At 32.8% G+C, this 23,660-nt stretch carries 17 protein-coding genes; 6 read left to right on the forward strand and 11 right to left on the reverse strand.

Annotated elements, in window-relative coordinates; translation table 11 throughout:
* Nucleotides 1-2,338: 2,338 nt before the first annotated feature.
* The 6 genes from P3F56_RS09250 to P3F56_RS09275 form a co-directional block, all read right to left on the reverse strand.
* Nucleotides 2,339-2,890 carry a hypothetical protein gene (locus P3F56_RS09250; protein ID WP_281152572.1) on the reverse strand — a complete coding sequence of 184 codons (552 nt, stop codon included), beginning with the start codon at nucleotides 2,888-2,890 and terminating at the stop codon, nucleotides 2,339-2,341.
* A gap of 1,986 nt (nucleotides 2,891-4,876) precedes the next feature.
* Nucleotides 4,877-5,506 carry an anthranilate synthase component II gene (locus P3F56_RS09255; RefSeq protein WP_281152573.1) on the reverse strand — a complete coding sequence of 210 codons (630 nt, stop codon included), beginning with the start codon at nucleotides 5,504-5,506 and terminating at the stop codon, nucleotides 4,877-4,879.
* A 76-nt stretch (nucleotides 5,507-5,582) separates the two neighbouring features.
* The gene (locus P3F56_RS09260; protein ID WP_281152574.1) at nucleotides 5,583-6,110 is read right to left on the reverse strand and encodes a diacylglycerol kinase family protein; all 528 of its coding nucleotides are present in this window, start codon (nucleotides 6,108-6,110) and stop codon (nucleotides 5,583-5,585) included.
* Between the two features lie 80 nt (nucleotides 6,111-6,190).
* On the reverse strand, nucleotides 6,191-6,727 hold the full coding sequence (gene ybeY, locus P3F56_RS09265; RefSeq protein WP_281152575.1) for an rRNA maturation RNase YbeY: 537 nt from the start codon (nucleotides 6,725-6,727) through the stop codon (nucleotides 6,191-6,193).
* 13 nt (nucleotides 6,728-6,740) lie between these two features.
* Entirely contained in the window at nucleotides 6,741-6,944 is a 204-nt protein-coding gene (locus P3F56_RS09270; RefSeq protein ID WP_281152576.1) for a DUF3285 domain-containing protein, read from the reverse strand.
* Between the two features lie 735 nt (nucleotides 6,945-7,679).
* Nucleotides 7,680-7,910, reverse strand: a complete 231-nt coding sequence (locus P3F56_RS09275; protein WP_281152577.1) for a hypothetical protein — start codon at nucleotides 7,908-7,910, stop codon at nucleotides 7,680-7,682.
* A gap of 1,435 nt (nucleotides 7,911-9,345) precedes the next feature.
* On the opposite strand from P3F56_RS09275, the gene P3F56_RS09280 reads away from it, so the two are divergent.
* Nucleotides 9,346-11,055 (forward strand): helicase HerA domain-containing protein, encoded by a 1,710-nt coding sequence (locus P3F56_RS09280; RefSeq protein WP_281152578.1) that lies wholly within the window; start codon nucleotides 9,346-9,348, stop codon nucleotides 11,053-11,055.
* Between the two features lie 922 nt (nucleotides 11,056-11,977).
* Here P3F56_RS09280 and fba read toward each other — a convergent pair.
* The 3 genes from fba to P3F56_RS09295 form a co-directional block, all read right to left on the reverse strand.
* Nucleotides 11,978-13,057: a class II fructose-bisphosphate aldolase gene (gene fba / locus P3F56_RS09285; RefSeq protein WP_281152579.1), complete on the reverse strand. Its 1,080-nt coding sequence runs from the start codon at nucleotides 13,055-13,057 to the stop codon at nucleotides 11,978-11,980.
* Between the two features lie 953 nt (nucleotides 13,058-14,010).
* Nucleotides 14,011-14,667 carry a glycerol-3-phosphate 1-O-acyltransferase PlsY gene (gene plsY / locus P3F56_RS09290; protein ID WP_281152580.1) on the reverse strand — a complete coding sequence of 219 codons (657 nt, stop codon included), beginning with the start codon at nucleotides 14,665-14,667 and terminating at the stop codon, nucleotides 14,011-14,013.
* A 47-nt stretch (nucleotides 14,668-14,714) separates the two neighbouring features.
* Nucleotides 14,715-15,899 carry a DUF3086 domain-containing protein gene (locus P3F56_RS09295; RefSeq protein ID WP_281152581.1) on the reverse strand — a complete coding sequence of 395 codons (1,185 nt, stop codon included), beginning with the start codon at nucleotides 15,897-15,899 and terminating at the stop codon, nucleotides 14,715-14,717.
* Nucleotides 15,900-16,828: 929 nt separating this feature from the next.
* Between P3F56_RS09295 and P3F56_RS09305 the strand changes: the two genes are divergently transcribed.
* The 4 genes from P3F56_RS09305 (at nucleotide 16,829) to P3F56_RS09320 (ending at nucleotide 21,227) form a co-directional block, all read left to right on the forward strand.
* Nucleotides 16,829-17,944, forward strand: a complete 1,116-nt coding sequence (locus tag P3F56_RS09305; RefSeq protein ID WP_281152582.1) for a methyltransferase domain-containing protein — start codon at nucleotides 16,829-16,831, stop codon at nucleotides 17,942-17,944.
* Nucleotides 17,945-17,997: 53 nt separating this feature from the next.
* Nucleotides 17,998-18,648, forward strand: a complete 651-nt coding sequence (locus P3F56_RS09310; RefSeq protein WP_281152583.1) for a glycosyltransferase family 2 protein — start codon at nucleotides 17,998-18,000, stop codon at nucleotides 18,646-18,648.
* Complete coding sequence (rnc, locus tag P3F56_RS09315; RefSeq protein WP_281152584.1) at nucleotides 18,638-19,360, forward strand: ribonuclease III; 723 nt, start codon at nucleotides 18,638-18,640, stop codon at nucleotides 19,358-19,360. Before P3F56_RS09310 ends, rnc begins: the two co-directional genes overlap by 11 nt.
* Before the next feature lie 1,426 nt (nucleotides 19,361-20,786).
* Nucleotides 20,787-21,227, forward strand: coding sequence for a hypothetical protein (locus P3F56_RS09320; RefSeq protein ID WP_281152585.1), 441 nt, complete (start codon nucleotides 20,787-20,789; stop codon nucleotides 21,225-21,227).
* A 190-nt stretch (nucleotides 21,228-21,417) separates the two neighbouring features.
* Here P3F56_RS09320 and P3F56_RS09325 read toward each other — a convergent pair whose 3' ends face one another.
* Both P3F56_RS09325 and P3F56_RS09330 read right to left on the reverse strand, forming a co-directional pair.
* Nucleotides 21,418-21,597: a hypothetical protein gene (locus tag P3F56_RS09325; RefSeq protein ID WP_281152586.1), complete on the reverse strand. Its 180-nt coding sequence runs from the start codon at nucleotides 21,595-21,597 to the stop codon at nucleotides 21,418-21,420.
* Nucleotides 21,598-21,752: 155 nt separating this feature from the next.
* Nucleotides 21,753-21,971 carry a hypothetical protein gene (locus tag P3F56_RS09330; protein WP_281152587.1) on the reverse strand — a complete coding sequence of 73 codons (219 nt, stop codon included), beginning with the start codon at nucleotides 21,969-21,971 and terminating at the stop codon, nucleotides 21,753-21,755.
* Nucleotides 21,972-22,134: 163 nt separating this feature from the next.
* Here P3F56_RS09330 and purB point away from each other — a divergent pair, with 163 nt between their 5' ends.
* On the forward strand, nucleotides 22,135-23,430 hold the full coding sequence (gene purB / locus P3F56_RS09335; RefSeq protein WP_281152588.1) for an adenylosuccinate lyase: 1,296 nt from the start codon (nucleotides 22,135-22,137) through the stop codon (nucleotides 23,428-23,430).
* Nucleotides 23,431-23,660 lie beyond the last annotated feature (230 nt).

Here is a 23,660-nt window from a genome sequence, read left to right on the forward strand (position 1 = left end):
TTAACTTTTACCAGTAAGAGCGCTAATAATAACAAATGCCACTGTCCCTTTTTGAGAAAATTACTGTTTTTTGTTAACCTAAATAAAATTTGGGCAATAAATACTTATAGTAAAATTTTATATATAGAACTCGTCCAGTCTGTGAAGTTAAAATTTAAGGAAAAGATAAGCTGATCTTTCCTCTGGTCTGATGAGGGCTCACGCTTCTCTTCGGGCAAAAGTTTTTAGTTATGTTAAAAGACCAGATTGCATCGACTAAAATCAAGAAACCATTTAGAATGGTTGAAAAAAATTATTATTGACTATTTTTAGTACCGTGTTCAAACAAACTGACCTCAAAATTACTATCAAAACGCCAATTAAGATAATTGAGAATGTTTAAATTACAAATTGCATTTATGAAGCTCAATCAGAAGTAATCACTAACCAGGACATTTCCAGACAAGGATATTCAATTAATTCTCTTTAACACTGGTTTCTAAAATTAACCCGCTGACATATACATAAACGTAAAATACAAGATATTTATATTTTATTAGCAATAGCTAAATAAAATATAAATTTTTAAAAATTTCTACTTCCTAATCAAATCAATTAAATCAATTAACAATCTTCAATTATATTTAAATTTTCTGGTATTTTCTTGCAAGATATTTGTTTCAATATTGGCAATCTGATATTTAGATAGATCATAAGTTTTCTTGAAGAATATAGAGCCATTATCATCAAATAAACAACGACAAGAAACTTATTTTTCTATGTTCAAAAAGTCTTTCTATAATTCTCTGATACTCACCAGTTTAAGTTATTAAACTAAATTGTAATAAATTTTCTATATTTAGATAACTTTCAATATCATTGAGAACATTCAACTGAGCATTAACTAGATTTAAAAAAGCCATAGTTATCAACACTAACTACAATTGTTAAAATAACAATTCCGTCATTCTATCCTATTTTAGGATCCTTAAATATTTCTTTAAAATTTCATTAACTTCAGCTTTTTTTTATTTTAAAAAAATAAATTAGTAGTTAATATAGTTAATCTTACTTTTACATCAATGAGGAGTTTAACATATACACTTAATTATTAATAATAATTGCTATTTCATTTTTTTAGTCTTATAGCCTACTTGCCCAAAATTTTTTGTCGTTATTTTTTTATACAAATTAAGTAATTTTGCAGTGTGAAATGTAAGATTACTTAATAGTTTTTTGCTTATATAAGTATATAATACTTAATTTTACAAATAAAAATCTACTTTATCTAAGTGATTTACTTTTATACTTTTATTCTTTTTTGAATGACACAGCATTCTTTAATCTTCTTTTTTCCACACTTTTTAGAGATTATATATTTTCCCAAAAGTTAGTTTCATTTTTCTTTTTTAGAAAATCCTAGGTAATTCTCAATTGTGATAAATTATTTTGTATTTTTGCGATAACTTTTAAAGAAAATATATTTTTTTACTTACATTTTCTTATTTATAGAAAAGTTTTATTTTTATTTTATTTGTATAAAATTATTTCTATAAATTATATTTCTAGTTGTATTTCCTTATCGTTTAACCTATTTTTTATTTTTAAACTTTTCATCATTTTTAATTTCAACAGAATATTTTTACTTTTATTCTAATTATGGAGTCAATTTTTAGATACGAGTTAACTTTTATAGTTTCTACCCTTAGATTAAGTTATTTAGATTGTTAGATAAGTTGATATCTAGCTATTACTCTTTTTTTACTATTTTATACTTCTTGAGGCTTACTTAATTAAAAGAATATGAATATTAATTGGCAATAGCAGTAATATAAAGCATCAAATTTTACTCAAACTAAAATAGTTGACAAGTAAACATATTTCTTGTCAACTATTACTAAAATTAGAAAGATAATTGACTAAAAGTTAAAGAAATAAAGTCTAAATGTTATTTAAATATATTTAAAATTAACGCCAATTTTATGCTCACCAATGTCTCTATCATTTTCGAGCTTTATTTGAGCTTTTTGTAGGAGATTATTCTTTAATTTTTTTAGCGTATGTTGACAGGTTACCTACTTTTTAAAAAGTTTTTAATAAAAAATTGTTGATTGAGGTACGACTATTTCCCTTGATGTAAATAAGACTGAAAAATAATATAGTTTACAATACCTAACCTTGTTACTTTCTAGTTCATATGGGAGATGTTTTATCTTTATCAGAGACTACGAAACTTTTTAGAAAGTAAATTTCAAGAGAACTGGAGGGTGTATTAGCGTGGCGCAACACACCCTATAAACCATTTTGCTCAGTTACGGAAGAAAAAAGAAAAAGAATTACCTAAGAAACAGTATTTTCTCTAACGCCCCATACCTATTGCAGTAGCAATAGTCCAGCCATCTACTATCATTAAAAATGAAGTTAATACTAATAAAACTAAATACATCCAAGGTTGAGATAAGGGACGAATATCAGTGGTATCAATTCCTGTTTTTTCAGTAACAATATTTACCAAACGGGAAAATCCAGCAATTCGCATCGGTAATAAAAATGCTGTTTGAGCATCAAGAGAGACAAAATAGTAGACAAGTCCTCCCTGGCCAGTAGTGCGTGATTTTAAATCTTTAATTTTTGACCAAGGTAAAGACCATCCTTTGCGAAAAAAAGAGGGAATCCAACTCGGATAAGTTACTTTTATAGTATCCTCATCCACAATGACCCGTTCACTCAAGGCTCCTACTAAAACTATGAAGCCCATGACGATTCCTGTCCATAACATAAGAGGAGGAACAGAAGCGGATGTAATGTCTGCAAGAAAGGGTAGGGGAAGAGTAAGAGAAAAATAAAGACTAATTAAAGTAATACGGATGAGCGGAGAAATACGAAAGGTTAACGGAAAGTGGGAAGACACGCTAATATTTTTAAGAAGATTATCTTTTTATTCTTAACAGTTCCAGCTTTATTTTGCAAGATTATATATAGTTTGACTTCCTATCTATATTGGGTATGTTATGTGCACCAAAATTGTTAGGGGATAGTAACGGAGAAAAACGATGTTCCTACAACATGACTTAAGTGGTGACCTGGTTGCAGTTTTGAGGCTGGACAATCTTTACCGCCTTTATAACAATCAAATTGTGTGACAATTTCACTGCGATGAGGAAATACAGGATTTCAAATTGTTATTTAAATCTGACATTATTTTCCTTTCAGGGACCCTTTACCAACTTATTAGATGAGACTTGACTATCATCGATAAACTGTTTACATGATCTCTTTAGTCCTGTTCTTGATAAATTTTTAGACCTTAAGCTGGATATTTATAAATAAATCTACTCTAAAGGTAAATTTACAATTTATAACTTATAAGGTGATAGATTGAGCTGATTAAAAAATTTTTATCTCTGAAAGATAAATCAATAGCTTAACTAATTTTAATAAAACTAAAAAGAGAATTTAACTAAACTAATATTTTTTTACTAATTTATTGCAATCAATCTAGGAAAGATATAATCGCTAACCGTTAATAGACAGCCAATTTTTACCTAAAGAGCTTTAAATGGTTAACTTTAAATAAATTTTCAATAGTAAAGCTAAATTTTATCTAAAAAAAGGATGATATTTATCTAAAAATTATTGTATTTAACTATTTTTTAGCTTTAGATTTATTTAAGTTTACTTAATTGATTGACGATCACCTAAGTTTAGTTAGATACCAATATTACAGTTGTCTTAAGGGCAATACGTATAACAAATCAGTTAGGCCCAGAAAGGGTTGATAATTTTGTCAAAAAAATAGATATTTTTCATACAAATTAATTTTACAAGTATTCTTAATTTTTTATTTACAATAAACACATTTAAGCTTTAGAAAAAATATTAATAGTTTCTTTAATGAAGAAACCTTAAACATAAATAATCAAAAAAGTTACCTGACTAAATATGTTCAATTGTCACTTAATTCTTTCAAAAGAACACTAATTTCTTCGAAAACTGATTAAACTGATGACATTCATAATCTATTTAAGTAAGTTTTAACTGTAAAAAAATTAGACAACAAAACAAATAAAATACTATAAATATTTATCATATTTTTTCGGTTTACAGGAGTAATTAGCACAAAAATAGAAGATAAAGATTAGGAATTTGACAATATGTTTAATAGTTATTCTGATGATAATTTCTACTTTAGAGATAATTTATCGAACGAGCTTTCTGATTTATATAATTACAACTTTTAAAGAAGTAATTCATCATAATCTATCTGAGAATCTGTTATTAAATCTTGTAAATATAAAGAAATATGATAAACCTATTCAAAATATGCTGCTCTTTTTATATTTTTAAGATAAAAGATACTGAGACTAAAATACACCATGATGAAATGATAAAGAAGGTTAACTGAGCGTATCAAAAATAAAATATACCATGACTTTTAGAGGTAATGTCAGCATTAAGAGAAATATAACTAACTTTTCAAGACCAAATATAAAAATCTCAAAAATTAATTTTACTTATCTAAAATAGAAGCACCTAGCGATGTAGAAGAAATGATTTCATAAATTGAGTCTCAAGTTCGAGGGATAAAAAATATTAGTGATGTCCTACGAGATTTCCTCCATGAAAAGATAATAATTAAACTATCTTTGATAGGACCAGTTTTAATGATAAATACTACTCTTTAAGGAGAGAAAGAAATCGTTAGAGTGTAGCTATGAATTTTAATAGAAATTAAATCTTCGAATAAGTTTTAAAATTTAATTATAAGTATAGTAGGTAGGGTGAGGAGAAAACTTCTTAAACTTACAAAAATTAGTTTTTAATTAAAATCTAACTTCATCTATCATTTATTTTATTGACTTATTCATCTTATAATTTATAGCAGTTGCAAAAACGGTTAAAACATTTTCCTATTGTTTATTTCCCGATTGTCAAAATTTTCTAAACTGACCAAAAAATTACGAAGAAGTTGTTTTCCCGACGGAGTTAAGATACTTTCTGGGTGGAATTGTACCCCTTGAAGATTAGGATAACTTTGATGTTGAAGCCCCATAATGGTCCCGTCTTCAACCCAAGCAGTTATTTCAAATACTTGTGGTAGACTATCTCGATCTACTACTAAACTATGGTAACGAGTGGCGCTAAAAGGATTTTCTAACCCCGTAAACACTCCGACTCCCTTATGATAGATTTGAGAGGTTTTGCCGTGCATTAACACAGGTGCGGCTACAACTCGTCCTCCATAAACTTGACCAAGACTTTGATGACCTAAACAGACCCCTAGAATGGGTATGGTCGGGCCTAACTGTTTAATTAACGCGAGGGATATTCCTGCATCATCAGGACGGCCTGGACCCGGAGAAATCACAATTCCATTCGGTTGTAGATAACGAATCTCATCAATAGTAATTTGATCATTACGGTAAACTTGGATATCTAAAGCTACGGGAAGTTCAGCACCCAGTTCTCCTAAATACTGTACCAAATTATAGGTGAAACTGTCGTAATTATCGATAATAAGAATCAATACTTTTCTCCTTGAGGATTGCTGGGGGAGCAGTTAATCTCCACCCAAAATCTGCCTTTGACCTTAACGTAAAGTCTTACAAAGTAAGAAGAAAAGGAACCAAAGGGGGTAATAGAATAAAACTGGCGACCAAAACTGCTGTCATCGCCCCAACCATTACCGCTCCGGCGGCACAATCCTTAGCAATTTTAGCTAAAATATGGTAGGACTGTCCCACAGTTAGATCAACCACCGATTCTAGAGCGGTATTCAATAACTCTAAAACCATCACGAGAGCACAGGTTAAAGAAACAATAGCCAAGGCCACACCAGTGACTTGTAAAAAGAGTCCTAGGCTAATGGCAATCACAGTCATAAAGGTATGAATACGGAAATTACGTTGAGTCTCAAAAGCATAACAAATGCCAGCCCAAGCATATTTAAAACTTAAAAACAAGTTAGGGGCAATTTGCCAAGCCGATTGCCGTCGGGAATGCAATTCTAATTCTGCAGTTGGGCTTGTTTGGAGACTAGGATAGCTCCTGAAAGCAACACCAGAAGGCAATAGGGAAGAAGGGGCTAATTGGGGACGGGAGAATTGATTCAAGTGTAAATTTGTTTTCATTATCTCAAAGTTTTACGACGGAACTGTTAAATTTTATTGGAAATACTGTGGAATTGAAACAATTTAATTAATTTAATATATCAATTATTTCGCTGAAGGCCCACAAGTTTTAACAAAGTTTCTTGTTGTGCGAGCATCTGTCCTAAACTTTCTTTATCTGGATGATCCCAACCTAAAAGGTGTAGGAGTCCATGAGCCACTAACCATGCTAATTCTACGGTTAGAGAATGATGGTTTTGTCGTGCCTGTTTTCTAGCTGTATCCACCGAAATGATAATATCTCCTAAATACAGGGGTTCATCAGTACTTATCTTTTCCAATGATTGAGGAACTTTCACTTCAAGAGCGGCAAACGCTAAAACATCTGTGGGTTGGTTTTTATGGCGATATTGGTTATTAAAAGTTTGTATTTCGTAATCGCTGGTTAACCTTAGACTCAGTTCGTAAGCCTCCGATTTAGCAGTTATTGAGTGTAGTTCTTCTAACCAAATTTGAATCCACTGTTGCCAAGTTTCTGTAAAAATATCAGAGACATCTGAGTCATTTGATGCTTTGAAGTCAAGAGCATACTGAAGATAAAGGTCAACCGTTAAGGTTTTTGAAGAAGAAAATGTCATTATAACCTCGATTTTAACGAGTTAAATAGGAAATGCTAACAAGGAATCCTAATAAGCCTATCGTTGTTACTACAAAGTGCTTGATAGAAGTTCCTCTTTTGCGAACCATATTACGCATTGCTAGTTTGACGTAACTTGGTGGTGTGTCACTAGGAGTGGCATTAGGAGATAAAGATGGGATGTCAGTAGGTTTAGGGGATTGAGGTAAATTACTCATGAAATCTATTGAGTTTATTCTAATGACTATTGTCATCTTAAATTTTAGAGGTAATTCCTTGATAATGGAACAGTTTGTTGCTAAGAACGAATTGACTTTTAAAAAGTCCTTTATTTGTTAATTGTCTAGGCAGTCAGACTCTTGTCTGATTTTTTGAGTAAAAGTTTATCTTCAGAAATCATAATAATTAATTTTTTAAAAATTTATATACCCAGTTTCGATATATTTTGCTCTTTTAAATGTTTTAGAAAAGATGCTAATTAATCTATATCTACTATTTTATAGTCTTTTTTAGCCGATTTAATCGATTATGTTCCTGTTCCGCATCAGACATTTAATATTTTTTCTGATAATTAATTACTTGTTCGATAAGAGTACGCTCTCCTAAATATACCCAAATTTAAAAGTTAATTACAGGATAAAATTCGGCAATTAACTTTTATGGCGTAGTCTTTAAAAACCTCTTTACACCACTGTTTCATAATTTTTAAGTTTTTTGCTTTATTTTAGTTATTAGTTGAAAATGATAGTAAAAGGTAAAATTAGTTTCTAACTACGTTAGATAACGGCAGCTAAAGTTAGTCCAGTTGCTTCTAGAAGTCATTCATCAAAGGCATATTCATAAACTCTAATCATGAAAATAACTGGTAACTCCTTGATAAATAGATATTCCCAATCCCATCTTTACCATTACTAAAAAAGAATTTAGAAGACAATTTTTAAGGACAGTAGAAGCTAAATATTGCTAAATTTACCAGTATCCATAAAGATGCTGCCTACCACAGATGAAATAGAAATAACAATTAATGCTGCAACAACAAGGACAAGAAGTTTACAATCATTAACTAGAAAGTGAACCAATAAAGATTTTGTTGTGATGGAAGTGGGATTAGAATTGGTCATCATTGAAATGAGAAGTTTCCATAAAGCAGGGGTCAACAGACGTTGATTTCCGTAAAGGTTCAACTTTTCCTTGTTGTCTCCTTTACTCTTCAGAAAAAGATTAAGCTTTGAATTAAAAACAACTAAATTGTGTTTCGACTAACTTAGCAACGTTTGAGTTCTTTATGATTCATTTTCCTTTCATGATCATCTTAACTCCACATGATAATTAGACAAAATTATTGCTAACACTACTTTTATTTCTAATTCAGCTAAAGCATAACTCATACAAAGATAGCTTTTTCCCTCAAATGATTCTCTACAAAAAGAATAGATTTAGAAGAAGAATAGCCTTGTTATAAAAACTGTTATGATCAAAATTGTTTCGACTTAAGATAAGTATCTTCTCAATGATAAGTTCGATAAATATTAAGAGATAAACATTTGTTTTCTAATTTAAACGGAACTTATAACAACACTACTAAAGCTAAGTCTGGCTATAAGTCCTATCTGTATATCTTTTCTTAAAAATGCTATTAAATAGGAAGTTTTAACAGTTTTTATGATTTAGTTTTTCGTAATTTATGATTCCAGTAAAAACTACAATTTAAAACCTTTATTTAGGATTATTAGTTTATCTGTTAAGATGATGTCTGTGATGAAGTTTATTATTTAATCCCTTGTTAATTCCATATATATATTATAATATCTTATTTTTCCATACATTTATAATTTTATCGTCTATTAATCTCATTTTTTTACTTTTAAAAGCTCATATTTTTTAGGGTTGTATTATTTATACTAATAAATAATCTAGTTTATTTTATTTTTTTTAAAAAAATAAATAAACTAAAAAATGAAATCTAACAGGGGAACTTAATCTGTCAAAAATTGAAGGTTAGGTTGTTTATTTTTTAAAACTATTTTTAGCTTAATTAATGATTTAGAAAGTAATAGTATACATTAATACTAGCATTAATATAACGTTAATTCATTCAGTCGTTAACAATATTTTTAGCTAAATAAAAATTAAATTAACCACATATTTATAGTTTGTTTATAAAACAATATTGATAGTTTATCTATCTATTGATAAGTTTAACTATCAATGATGGTACTCGGTTTAGTTTCTAACAAAGGTATTATACTACCACTACTAGTTAATTCTGCACTAAACTTTTAAGCATTAATAGTAAAAAAATGAATAGCTTGGGGATGACTAAACATTGCATACAAATGAAGGTAAACTTGCTATTTTCGCTATAAACATAGCTTCATACTTTTTGTGTTTATTTTCAAAATAGCTCAGAAGATCGCTAATCGACTGCAATAATTGTAACCAGGCAGGGGTTTTTAGTTAATTAGGAAATAGACACGTAATAATTTTATTCATTTTTTATAAACAATTATTAATTATCGATTACAGTCAATTTTTTGACAAGACATCGATACAATAGCCTTAGGGTTGATTTATACGATCACCCCCTATCTATAATGTCTGTATTATTTTTTGTGTCTCATGATAGAACAACCTTTAGGATCAGTCATTGAAGGTTCTCTCAGTCAAGGATTAGAGGTTCGTTTACATCCTGATGTTTCCGTCGAGCAAATGCGGGTGGGTAAGTTTTTAGTCGTTCAGGGAATAAGATCGCGGTTTTTCTGTCTCCTTACCGACGTCTCTTTAGGAACTACTAACTCTCGTATTCTTTCCCATCCTCCTAGTTTTGAAGATAGTTTGATGCGCGATGTCCTGGCAGGAAGTGGAACTTACGGAAAGGTAGAATTAGTCCCGATGTTGATGTTTACTCCTATTGAAAAGGAAGTACAAGTTAATGCTAAAACAAAAAATGGGGATAGTTCATTAGGAACATTTGAAGCAAAAACAAGTAGTGATATTGAATTACTCCCAGTTAAAACTATTCCAGCTCATTTTAGTCAGGTTTATGAAGCTTTAGAAAAAGATTTTCGTTGTGTTTTTGGCTGGGAAGATGATACCACCCGTCGTAATTTTGCTATTGGAAAACCGTTAGATATGGAGGTTCCAATTTGCATTGATTTAGATCGATTTGTAGAACGAAGTAATGGAGTTTTTGGTAAGTCAGGAACCGGAAAGTCTTTTCTCACTCGTTTGTTGATCTCAGGCATTATTAAAAAGCAAGCAGCCGTTAATTTGATGTTTGATATGCATTCGGAATACGGTTGGGAAGCGATGCGAGAAGGTAAACAGGTTTCTACAGTAAAAGGGTTACGCCAACTGTTCTCTGGCGAGGTAGAAATTTATACCCTAGATATGGAGTCTACTAAACGAAGGGGGGTTAGAGATGCTCAAGATCTTTATCTTAGTTTTGATCAAATTGAGATTGAAGATATTCGCTTAGTTGGATATGAATTAGGCATTTCAGAAGCCAGTTTAGATAATGCTGAGATTCTTCAGAAAGAATATGGGAAATCCTGGATTATTAATCTATTAAATATGACCAATGAAGATATTAAAATTTTTTGTCAGGAAAGACAAGGCCATCCAGGATCAATTATGTCCCTGCAACGGAAGTTAATGCGCTTAGAAAAATTAAAGTACTTACGTACTACATGTTCCCATAATTATATCTCGCAAATTTTACAATCTTTAAATGTAGGAAAACACGTGGTTGTTGAATTTGGTTCCCAATCAAACATTTTATCTTATATGCTGGCAACTAATATGATTGCTCGACGAATCCATACCAGTTATGTCAAACAATCAGAGAAATTTCTTCAAAGTAAAAATCCAAGTGATCGTCCCAGACAACTAGTTATTACCATTGAAGAAGCGCATCGTTTTCTTGATTCAAAAATTGTTCATCAAACAATTTTTGGTACCATTGCCAGGGAGATGCGAAAATATTTTGTAACCCTGTTAGTTGTTGATCAAAGACCATCAGGAATTGATAATGAAGTTATGTCTCAAGTCGGGACTCGGATCACCTGTTTATTGAATGATGAAAAAGACATTGAAGCAATTTTTACAGGGGTATCTGGGGGACACAATTTGCGGTCAGTTTTATCTAAATTAGATTCTAAACAACAGGCATTAGTTTTAGGCCATGCCGTCCCCATGCCAGTTGTTGTTAGGACGCGAGGATATGATCAACAATTCTACAGTGAAATCGGGGCAACTGATTGGTCAGAATGGTCTGATGAAGAGGTTTTGATTGCTGCTGAAGTTGCCAAAACAGATTTAGGGTTTTGAGATTTAATCACTCTAACTTTATAAGTAAAATATAGTTAGGTTATATATCTATATATTTTATAAATATTCCGTATGACTAGGTATTTAAATCAAGCTCAAGCATTAATTAACTTACCATTTTAATTGAAAATTACTAGCTTTTTAACTATATCTAACAGCCTTTTGTACTTTATACGATAAATATATATAGTTTTTTATTACTTGTTTATAATTAGAAGTATAGTTTTTAAATTTTTAAAAAGGTTTATCATAGTTTTTATAAATTTAATTTCATGCGGTAGAAATTATAGTTAAAAATATGATCAATAAACAATAAGTTTATGCTTATCTTCTTTTATTTTGTTAGTTCCCTCTCTGTAATTATTAACAGTTACAGCAAGATTATAATCTAGAATTAATTTCTATTTATTATTAATGTCTTCTACGGTTTTTTAAATTATTGATTTGCAATAATAGACAATATTTTTTTGATATAACTTGATGCTAATTATCTGATTTTAATAGTTTAAATTCCTAATCTAAGGTTTCCGTTAAATCGTTACTAATCTATTTTTTTGTTGTGTATTTTGAGCAAACCAGTAATGCATTATAAATTTGTTTATCTAAAAAATAGACAACTACGATGAAAGACTACCATACTCAAAGTTTTTTATCTAGCAATAGAACTGTAATTTTTGACCACTAAGTACATTCATTATTACATTTAATTATCTTTATATCTTTCCAACTGGTTTGAGTAAATATACTCGATCAAATCTTTAGCTTTGAAAAGCTATCTTAACACAATGATTGAAATTTCTTGGGAAGAGTTAATAAAATACAATTACCAATTTTAAGAGAATAACAAGAACCTGGGCAACTTTAATGAGTTACCCAAGCGTTAAATATTAAATGACAAATGAAAAATTTTGCCACTTGACTTTTATACAGAGACAGTCTTCCTAAGACCAGTATCTAACTCTCCTTTAGAGTACTTAGTAGCATAAGCCTCAATGCTTTCTTGCTTGATCTTACTAGCATTGCCAGCAGTCCAGAATTGCTGATAACGCTCAGAACAAACTTGCTTCATGTACTTTATAGAATGCTTCATGTAATGGCGAGGGTCAAAGTTGCTAGGATCTTTATGGAAGGCTTCTCGAATAGCAGCTGTAATCGCTAAACGATTGTCCGTATCGATGTTAACCTTACGAACACCACTCTTGATACCCTTTTGAATCTCTTCAACAGGAACCCCATAGGTTTCAGGAATTTGACCCCCGTATTGGTTGATTATGTCTAACCATTCTTGGGGGACAGAGGAAGAACCGTGCATTACCAAATGGGTATTGGGTAAACGGCGATGAATTTCTTCAATACGGCTAATAGCGAGAATTTCACCGGTAGGTTTACGAGTAAACTTATAAGCACCGTGGCTGGTTCCAATGGCGATCGCTAAAGCATCAACTTGAGTACGCTCAACAAATTCCACTGCTTCATCAGGATCTGTCAGGAGTTGGTCTTTACTTAAAGTTCCCTCAAACCCATGACCATCTTCTTTGTCTCCTCGACCAGTTTCAAGGGAACCTAAACAACCAAGTTCACCTTCAACACTAGCACCGACAGCATGAGCAACCTTAACGACTTCGGCAGTAACATTTACGTTGTAATCAAAGCTAGCGGGAGTTTTAGCATCCTCTTCTAAAGAGCCATCCATCATAACGCTGGTAAAACCATTGCGGATTGCGCTATAACAAGTAGCGGGACTATTTCCGTGGTCTTGGTGCATAGCAATGGGAATGTGAGGATAGCTTTCTGATGCTGCCAAGATTAAGTGACGAAGGAAATTTTCTCCTGCATACTTACGAGCGCCGCGAGAGGCTTGTAAAATAACGGGACTATTAGTTTCGTCGGCTGCCTGCATAATTGCTAAGATTTGCTCGAGATTGTTGACATTGAATGCAGGAATACCGTAACCATTCTCAGCCGCGTGATCTAGGAGCATTCGCATTGGGACGAGTGCCATAGATGTCCTCCTAATTTATCTTTATGTTTTGTGTGAGTTAATCTTCAAGAAAATCAATTCTCTTATTTTTCAATACTAAGATAGATTGCACCTTTTGACGAGTCGTTTTTTTACACTATGCACTACACATTAGTATTATCTTGTCAATACCAAGTTTGCAATTACCTAATTAATTACCTTTGGTTTTGATTTAGGTGATTGCCGTCTGAATTTAACTTCTGAAGTTGCTATTCCCACATAAGCAGTGATGATCTACCAAATTTCTTGAAAACTCATTGTACAAGCTTGTCCCAAACGAGAGTATCTATTTGACCGATTGTTATTATAACTATCCGATAACTACATTTGCACAGAAATATCTTTTACTTCTCTATAGATCTAAACTAGATGTAGTTTTCCAATCCTGCATAATTTTGATTCTAAGCAACATAAACTAAATTTTTAAAACTACATCTAGTTTAGATAATTTACCAGGCTATATGTTGATTCAAACATTATAAAATCCTAGAATAGGAGGCAGAAAATTTGCTCTTTCAAACTGAGTATAATACATTGGACAGATAGGCTTATATAAGTAAGTAAGAATATACTAAATATCATAAAAATTCAAATAAAAATTGTAAAATTGTAGTCAAGAAACTTAAATATAAATATGCTTTATTTAAAGCAGTAAAATAAGTTTTTTATTAAGACAACTATCTAAAAAAACGCTAGTTAAAACAATATAAAGTTGATTGTAATTGTTGAAATCTAAAAATTAGAAATGGGTTACTTTTTCAAAGTTTATATTGTAGCTGCCTACTTATCCTTTCCTGAGGGGGTTGTGTTATGATGATGTGTCTTGTCTACTCCCTAATTCTAAAAGTAGGTTTTTCATAAGAATGTCTGAATATTCAGTATTTGAGAGTCCCCTACCGAAAAAAAGCAAAAATAGAAATAAGTAAAACTAGTTCTTAGATTTTAGACAGAGAAGAATTTTGTAACTTTTGACCAATTTTGGGTTCTTTCCCCTCAAGGAGACGATTGATATTCGCGCTATGACGAATAATGACATAGAGTCCTGCTACCAAAGCAAAAATACAATAGGGTAGAGGTTGATGTAGCCAAATCATCAAAATATTGACTGCAAGTACTCCTGTCAAGGAACTCAAGGAAACAATCTTGGAGAAACTCAGCATTAGCAAAAAGCTAGTTAAGCTTCCAAAAGCAACTAAGGGGTTAAGGACGAACAACACCCCTAAACCGACAGCTACTGACTTACCCCCTGTCAAATTGAGAAAAATCGATTTACTATGGCCCAATACAACAGCTATCGCCGCCATTATCATTAACCAGGGTTTCCAGTCTAAAGTAATCAGTCCTGTAGGGGCTAATATATAAAACCATTTGACCATTGCCATGGACAAGATAGCCTTCCCCAAATCTGTAATTAAGACAAGGACAGCTGCTGTTTTACCCAGTATTCGAAACACATTTGTCGCTCCTGTAGAACCGGATCCATGTTCACGAATGTCAATCCCTTTAAGGACTTTCCCAACAAGATAACCCGTAGGAATCGAACCTAGTAAATAAGCCATCAGACACAAAAATCCACTAATTACCCAAGCCATAGTTCCTAATTCATTCCGTTGTTATGATAGTTTACAGATCTATGTAATTAATATGAATAGCTCGACACTTGTTGAAGATCAGGTGCAAATGCCAACAAAAGGGGAAATTGTAGGAGGGAAAGATTTATTTGTTGTTCGGTTTCGTCAATAATCACGAGAGGAATTTGTTTATCTTCGAGCAAACGTTCTGCTTTTAGCACTAAAGCATCTGGAGATTCAAAGAGAACTACTCCTTTTTCTGGACCAAAATCACTGCGGGAAATTCCTAAACAATCTTGTAATCCCCTACGCCATTCTCCGAGTCTTTCGGGACTGTTAGCTAGAATCAGAAACCGAGAACGATCACTGTGAAGACTATTCAATACAGAAATAATCGCCGACGCAATCAAAATATTCTGTAGGCGAGTCCCCATGGATCGGATAGCCCCCCGTCCTCCTTGGGAAAAGAACCACGTTTGTACCCGTTCGGCATGAATTGGCTCAAAAGTGCGACGCAGTTGCCAGGGAAATCCATAATAATCAGGGTTTTTACGGTATTGATCCAATATTTGCTTAATCTTCGTAGTTTGCGCCTCAAATTCCTGGGGGATAAACTGAACCTTCCCTGAACTCGAAGATTGAGAAGGGATTGTTTCTGAAGAACTCCAAGTTTCTTGAGTAGGTAATTCTAACTGTTCAGCCGTCGCAGCTAAATCTTGTAAACTGCCTACCAAATAATCCTTAAATCCTTGAACCCGAATCGCTAAATCTTGAGAAACTCCTGCAAATGTTGTTCGCATTTCTTCTTTTATTCTATCCCGACGACGTTGAAGTTGTTCAACGGAAATTTCTAGCGCTTGTTTTTGCTGTTTGAGTTCTTTTAAACTTTCTTTAACTATCAAGCGAATGTGTTGCTCAATATCTTGAATTCTTTCCGCTATCATTTTATGTTCACGGTCTTGTAGCTCTTTTATTTCTTGAGTTAACCCTTGTTTTTGTTGTTCTAGGGACTGAACTTGTGCCGTTAACTCTTTAACTTGACTTTCTAGATTTAATCTGGTGTCATAAACTTCAATCATTTCGGGTTCAGGAGCACTTTCTTCATTTTCCCCTTCGACGTAAGTAGAAGTAGTAGATTTTGTTGGTTCTGAGGTTAGAGTTGAGTTTTCTAATGCGACTGCATTCTCGACAGTGTTGTCAGTTGACTCGTTAGTTAACTTAGGTTGGGGAACTTGGTGATCGTCTCTATTCATTTTATCGTTAAAAATTTACAATAATTTTAAAGGGAACTTTTATGTTAATAGTTCGACGTTAATTGTCGAACCTATTCTAGTTGAATAATGTTCTAATTCTAGATTGTGAGTTTTATACTAGAAACAGACTGATCTATGATTAAGCCATTAATTCCGATTAATAACAAAAATTGATCTGATAGTATTTTCTCTAGATAATCCAGCTTATCTAAATATTGTATAATTATACACTAATAGTAGTCTTTTCATAGAGGACAGTATTGTTATAAACAGCTTTTTAAGTTTTGAAAACTAAAAGTAATCGGCAAAAAATAGATATCGTTAACTGCTCGAAAATAAAATTGGTATTGTATTCCCAAAAATTCGCCAGTTTTTCCATTCAAAATAAGGACATCAGCAAATCAATTGACCCGAACGATAAACATCTAAAGCGATTGGAGTAAACTGTAAACGAATACTGACGATTTTAGAGCACAGAGACAAATCAAATAAAGCTAAGGATAAACTAACCTAAGGTTGTACCACAATCAAAACTATAGCTACTCCTATTAAAGCTAAGGAAGTTTTATAACTGGGAGCAAGTTAATAGTTTTATTGAGAACGGAGGAAAAAGTAACATATTTCATAGATAATTATAGATTACAGTAATAGACTTGTCTGTTTCATAACAGAACACTGCTAGATTCTACTTACTATAAAAAATAGTAAAACAGCGTACAATGGAGTTTTAAATATAAAAATTACCGTTTTTCTCAACTATTGTCAGTCTCCCCAGTTTGGGTATTTCAATGGGGTTAAAGTGGAAATTAGGCTCAATAAACCTAGTATCGGCTTCAACTCGTCTATCAATTTTGGAAGACAATTGGTATCTAGTTAAGCTATTTAATGATTTGACTGATCTTGAACTTAATGTTACCTGCTTAAATTTTATGAAAAAAAAATATAGTACGAGTGCATTTTTACAATCACAGGATTCCAAATTATATGCAATCTTTGCTTGGAGTAAAAAAGAGCCAGAGATAATGCCCGCTCAATCTTGGTTAGTTATCTTAGAAATATTTATTCAACAAATTTCTCTAGAAGATGCTTATAAAATTTTTAAAACTATCAGAAAGTCTAACTTAAATCAAAAAATAATTTCACAATTAACTACCTATCAAAAACTTATTCAAGATCTTCCTCAAGCTTTAATATATTTAAGTAATAAAAGTTTAAAAATTCTTCCACTAGGATTTCGTAGTTTTATTGAAAAAAGCAAGGAAATTGAATTATGTAAATTTAGTTTTCAAAATCATAACATTCTTCTTCAACTGTTTAAAACACATAAACTTAAAAGGGATTTGCAATTAGTTGATAGCGAGGAAAAGTTCATCCAAATTGTTGATAAACTCGAGGCTTTAGGGCTATTGTCACCAGATATCAATTCTCTAGATTGGGGAAACCTTAGAAAGTTAGTTCCGATTTGTCACGTATTCGGTTTAACGCGAGGGACTCCGATTGATCGTTACTATCTTAGTCAATTTATTGAAGAAATTAGAGGAGAAATTCAGGGAAAGATTTTAGAAATAGGAGGAACTCCCAAAGATCGAGATTTTTATGAAGTGAATTCCCAAGATTCTTATCAAGTTCTGAATTTAGAACCTGGGTTAGGAATAGATATTGTGGGAGATGTTCATGATCCTTCCGTGATCGAACCAGAATCAGTAGATTCAGTGATTATTTTTAATGTTTTAGAACATTGCTATGCTCCTTGGATAGCAGTTCAGAATATTTATAAATGGCTAAAAATTGGAGGAAAATGTTTTGCAATGGTCCCCAATGCGGTCAGAATCCATGGAACTCCTGTTGATTACTGGCGACCTTTACCCGATGGAATGAAGTATTTATTTAAAGATTTCTCTGAGCAGAAATTATATATTTATGGTAACCTCATTGCTCTCATTGCTAGTTATCATGGTATTGCAACCGAAGAACTGTCTTCAGAAGAAATCAATAATTGTAATCCCGATTATCCCGTTACTACCTGTATCGTAGCAGAGAAATAACTATCCAATAAGGCTAGTTATTTAAAACTATTTTTCTTTTAAATACCTGAGCTATGAATGATTTTAATTTTCCCTTTATTCCTGAAGTTTCTGTGATCTTAGCAACCTATAATCGAGCTGAATATTTAACAGGATGTATTCAAAGTGTCCTCAACCAAACTTATCAAGATTGGGAATTTATTATTGTTGATGACGGCAGTCAAGATCATACCTTTGAAATAGTTAATCCTTATCTTAAGAATTTTTCTAAAATTCGTTATTTAAAACATAAAAATAAAGGAGCAGCCCTGTCAAGAAATGCAGGAATTAAAGCCTCTTTTGGAAGATACATAACTTTTATTGATAGTGATGATCAATATCTTTTCAATCACTTACAATCGAGACTAGACTTTTTTCAAACCCATCCAGAAATTGAGTTAATTGTAGGTGGATTTAAAGCAAATGAAGAAACATGGGTGACAGACTATTATAATCCTGACCAAAAAGTTAATATCCAAAACTGTGTCATTTGTCCTACCTTGTTTGGCAAAAGATATGTCTTTTTTGAATTGCAAGGTTTTCAAGATATTCTCTATGGAGAAGACACCGACTTATGGGAACGTGCTGGTAAAAAGTTTAAAATACAAAAAATTGTCGAGCCTTTAACTTATCTGTATACTAGAGCAGCCGATAGTGTTTCAAGACAGTTTTCTCATGACTTTTAATAATCCTCGGCGTAATAAGCAATTACGAATGTTAATGCAAAAACTGGGGTTATCTGACACCTCACAGATTAATTGGTCATGGTTAGATCTTGCCTTGACTCATCCCACCATTTCCAGGGAAAAGAACTATCAACAACTGGAATTTGTGGGAGATTCCGTAGTGAGACTTGCAGCCGCTGAAATCCTTTTAGAAATCTATCCAAATGAGTCCGTAGGAGAATTTGCTGCCCTACGTTCTGTGATGGTCAGCGATCGCACTTTAGCCCAATTTGCCGAGAGTTTTGGGTTAGAACGCTATCTCCTGATGGCTGATCATGTAGTTAAAGATGAAGCCGGAAGGATTTCTCGTTTAGCAGATGCCTTTGAAGCAGTTTTAGGCGCACTATATTTGAGTACCCAAACCATGAGTTTAGTACGTCCCTGGTTAGACGATCTTTTAAAAGCCAAAGCTGAAGAAATTCGACAAGATCCAGCTCGTCAAAACTATAAAGATGCGCTACAAGAATGGACTCAGGCTCAGTATAAACTTTTACCAGAATATAGAGTTAAAAAGCAGCTTAACTCTATACCGACTAGTCAACCAAGTTTCCTGGCTGAAGTTTGGCTCGTTGATCGTAAATTAGGATCAGGTCAAGGTCGTTCTAAAAAAATGGCTGAACAAGCTGCGGCTCAAGAAGCTTTTTTTAAGTTCGTTAATGTTTGTGATCCTTAAGTAAATTCAACTAATGGTTGAAGCCCCAAGTTCTCTTTATAAAGGAAACAGAGCGATGCAAGTTAATCAAAAAATAGTTAATCTCTGACTGAATTGAAGAAGTACTAACCACTCTTAACAATTAACATCTAACAAGAGTTTAGGTATTTTTATGGAGAAGGCAGACAAATTGGATGATCAGTCATTGAGTAATTGTCTGACTTATGTTAGAGTATCTAAATATTTATGAAAATCATCCATTCATGTAACACAAACTGTGCAGGCCAAATAAGTAAGTGAGTGTAGATAAGCGTAAAATAGGAATGGTTAAGAAAGAGTGATTTCTAGACGCCAGCTTGCCTAAGAATTCAGTTGACAAAATTAGAAAAGCAAAAACTATTAAAATAGACTTGCACCTAAAAATTTTCTCCAGCACGAGAACAGAAGTAGAAGTATTAGGTTTAAATCCAAGAAGATAAAAAGTTAAAGAAATTGCATTTTTCTTGAAAAGATCAGAAAACACAATTAGAAAAACAATTTTATAGATAAATCCTTTAGAGAAGACAAAGATTGCGGGAACCTCCGAGAAGTAAAAGAAGAAGAACTTGGAAATAAGAGGATAAAAAATAAGTATCTTGAAAGGTTTTCAGAAAAAATAAAAAACATTATAAGAGTTGTAAATCATCTAAGTTTTTTAGAAAAGAGACAAAAGTTAAATTAACTCTTGAAGGAATCTTTAAAACTCTTAAAAAGGGGACTGGAAATAGAAAATAACAAAAGCGAAGATGATAATTGCTCCATGTACTAATAAAAAAAATTAAAAAACAGAAAGATTTTAGATAAAGTGAAAATACGGCAAATACAAAGAAATAGATATATAAGTCATTCTTAATCGTTATCTATTATTTAATACGTACAACTGAAAATTACTTAAATACAGAGGTCTAAAATAATTTATGTTCTTAACGTTTATTTAAATTCACTCACTTGATATATTATCTAATGTAAATATCCTTTTCTATAGAAAAAATTCTAAAATTCCTATAAATTTGTTTGGACAAAACATTGCTTCGAAAAAGTTTTATTTTCTCAAGTCAACTTTCTTAGGAAGTCATTATATAATACGCTAATGGAAATCTATATGGATCAGGAGGGGTTTTATTACAGCAATAATTTATTGCCAATGAACAGTGCTCTAGAATGGTTTTTGTTTTATCGACTGGATTCGTGCTTTCTAAACTCACAAAAGTTACCCAAGAGCGTTGAGGCAGTTAATCATGGAGATCTAAACTTTTGATGAGAGTTAGGCTCCATGTGGGTTAGCAGTAATACCTGTCAGGAGAACGTAAGTTAGTATCAATAAATTGACTAAAATATATGGAGAATATATGGAGAAGTTATGGGAAAATGGAAGAATGAATTGGGCCTTATCTAGTAGATATGTAATATGATTCGTTTATGGTTACATTTTGTATTGACGACTATTTTAATTAGCCTAAGTAGTTTAATTGTCGCTTGTAATTCTTCAACTCCCCCAACAGAATTTGCCCCTGATGGAGAGATAGTTAAAAAAGCAATTGTCTTACAATTAACCCAAAACTTCCAGGGTTTGAGCAATCAGTTAAACACAACTCTTCCCCAGCTTAAAATTAATCAAATTCAAGTTAAGCAACTCGACTCAATTTTAGTCGCGCAGTTATCCACTTATCACCTTCAGGGAACTTACAATTTTAAATTGATGTTTCCTCGTCAAGTAAAAGAACAAAAAAAGAATCAATTTGACATTTATCTACAACGGCAAATAGAAGGGGAGACCTGGAGGTTACTAAGGCGAGAATATAATCTTTCCTATGACACTCTCCAATGGAAAAGTTATTTAATAAGATAAGGAAACAAGAAGGTCTTGAGTTACGCAGTTTAACTACGTCTTTCAAAACGCCTTTTTAAGGATTGCGTTATAAGGGCGGTGACTAACTTTAACTGGAGATGATATTGACTGACTAAACTGTTTCTCCCTTTGTTGAAAATTAATTCAAGGATCACCATTTTCCCATAACCCTCATACAAAGATGGGTTAGCTACGGTATAAAGATATCAACTTTTTCCCTTTGAGAAGTTTTGACGATATAGGTAAATAGATCAACTGCGCCGCGCTCACAAAAATGGCGATAAATCTCTTTTATTAAGCAATCAGTGACTGCGATACAATCAAGATAAACTTTTTTGAGAATCCTACTAATATTAACCGGGTTACACATATTTTGGGAATGAAAAGATAACTTCTCCAATGTTTTGAAAGAATAGAAAGAATTAACTTTTGTACTAAATCTGACTTTTGGAATGGGAGCTCGCTAAAAGAACTCGCACTGTCAAATAAAAACAATCTGGATTGCTACATCCGGACATCAGGCTGTTAAACATTAGAGCAACATATCTTTCCTAGAAATTGCCCGCCAGCACTGCCGGTCGTCTGATAACCTCTAGCTAAATTCAACTTGGCGGAGTATTCAAATCCCGATAGATTGATCGTCCATACCTCAAAGTCTTCTTGTAGTTGGCTAAATATTTTTACGCCAGCGATTCGGTAGGAGCGCCAAATCCATAAACCAGAAGTATTGAATGGCTTTGCCATTGCTAATAGTTTCCAGGAACTGAAGATGTTGATTATGACAGAAGCTAACTGCATAATCAGAGGACAAACGTTAACTTATTTATCTTGACCTGTATTGTTCGAAGTGTCTTTCTCTTAACTAAAACAGGGTAGAATAAAAGGGTCGTACTCAGTAGAATGTCAAGTGATTGAGCGTTACACTATTCCCGAAATGGGGGAACTATGGACGGATACTTATAGATTAAAAACTTGGCTGCAAGTAGAGATCGCTGTCTGTGAAGCACAAGCAGAATTGGGTTATATTCCCCGAGATGCAGTAAAAGAGATAAAAGCCAAGGCTAATTTTGATCTCCAACGGGTTCTCGAAATTGAGACCGAAGTCCGCCATGATGTGATTGCTTTTTTAACCAATGTGAATGAGTATGTAGGGGATGCGGGGCGGTATATTCATCTAGGGTTAACCAGTTCCGATGTTCTTGATACTGCCTTAGCTCTTCAAATGGTAGCTAGTCTCAACTTGATTCTAGAACGTCTCGAGGATTTAGTACAAGTTCTCCGTTACCAAGCACAAGAGCATCGTAATACGGTGATGGTGGGAAGATCACATAATATTCATGCTGAACCTATTACTTTTGGCTTTAAACTCGCAGGGTGGTTAGCTGAAGTCTTGCGGAACCGTGAGCGTTTAGTAAACCTACGCAGTAATGTTTCAGTGGGAAAAATTTCAGGGGCAGTGGGAACCTATGCTAACGTCGATCCCAGTGTAGAAGCCCTTGCCTGTCAAAAATTGGGACTTCAACCTGATGCCGCTTCAACTCAGGTAGTCTCGCGTGATCGCCATGCTGAATTTATCCAACAATTGGCCTTGTTAGCTGCTTCCGTCGAACGGTTTGCAGTAGAGATTCGTAATCTTCAACGCACTGATGTCTTAGAAGTCGAAGAATTTTTTTATGAGGGACAGAAAGGCTCTTCTGCTATGCCCCATAAGCGCAACCCCATCCGTTCAGAACGCTTAACTGGGATCGCTCGTATTATTCGAGGATATACCGTTGCTGCTTTAGAAAACGTCGCTCTATGGCATGAACGGGACATTTCCCACAGTTCGGTAGAACGGGTCATGTTACCAGATGCTTGCATCTTAACCCATTTTATGTTATTCGAAATTACTAATTTGGTTAAAAATTTGTTAGTTTATCCCGAAAATATGAAGCGCAACATGAATGTTTATGGCGGAGTTATTTTTAGTCAACGGGTGTTATTAACCTTGGTAGAAAAGGGTATGAGTAGAGAAAATGCTTACAAAATTGTTCAAAGATGTGCCCATAAAGCTTGGAATAAAATTGATGGCGACTTTTATGGATTGATTAAGCAAGATCTCCAAGTGACTCAATATTTATCTCCTGAAGAAATTGATAGTTGCTTTGATCCTCAATATCATTTACAGAATTTAGAGCGAATCTATCAACGACTAGGAATTTAGGAATTGTCTTTCCAGACTCAAAATTTGTACCTTAATCAAGATAAATCTTCAAAACGTTTTTGATGTCGCTATAATAAACTTTCTAATTCTACTCATTATTGATACATGAGTTCGACGATGTTTAAACATACTATTGTCGTTCTCAATATTTAATAACAAAACAGTTCCAAATACTTCTACTTCTATATTTCAAATCTTCGATATGAAATATATTTTTGAGTTTGTCGTTA

It is taken from the genome of cyanobacterium endosymbiont of Epithemia clementina EcSB, assembly GCF_029919255.1.
GTDB lineage: Bacteria > Cyanobacteriota > Cyanobacteriia > Cyanobacteriales > Microcystaceae > Rippkaea.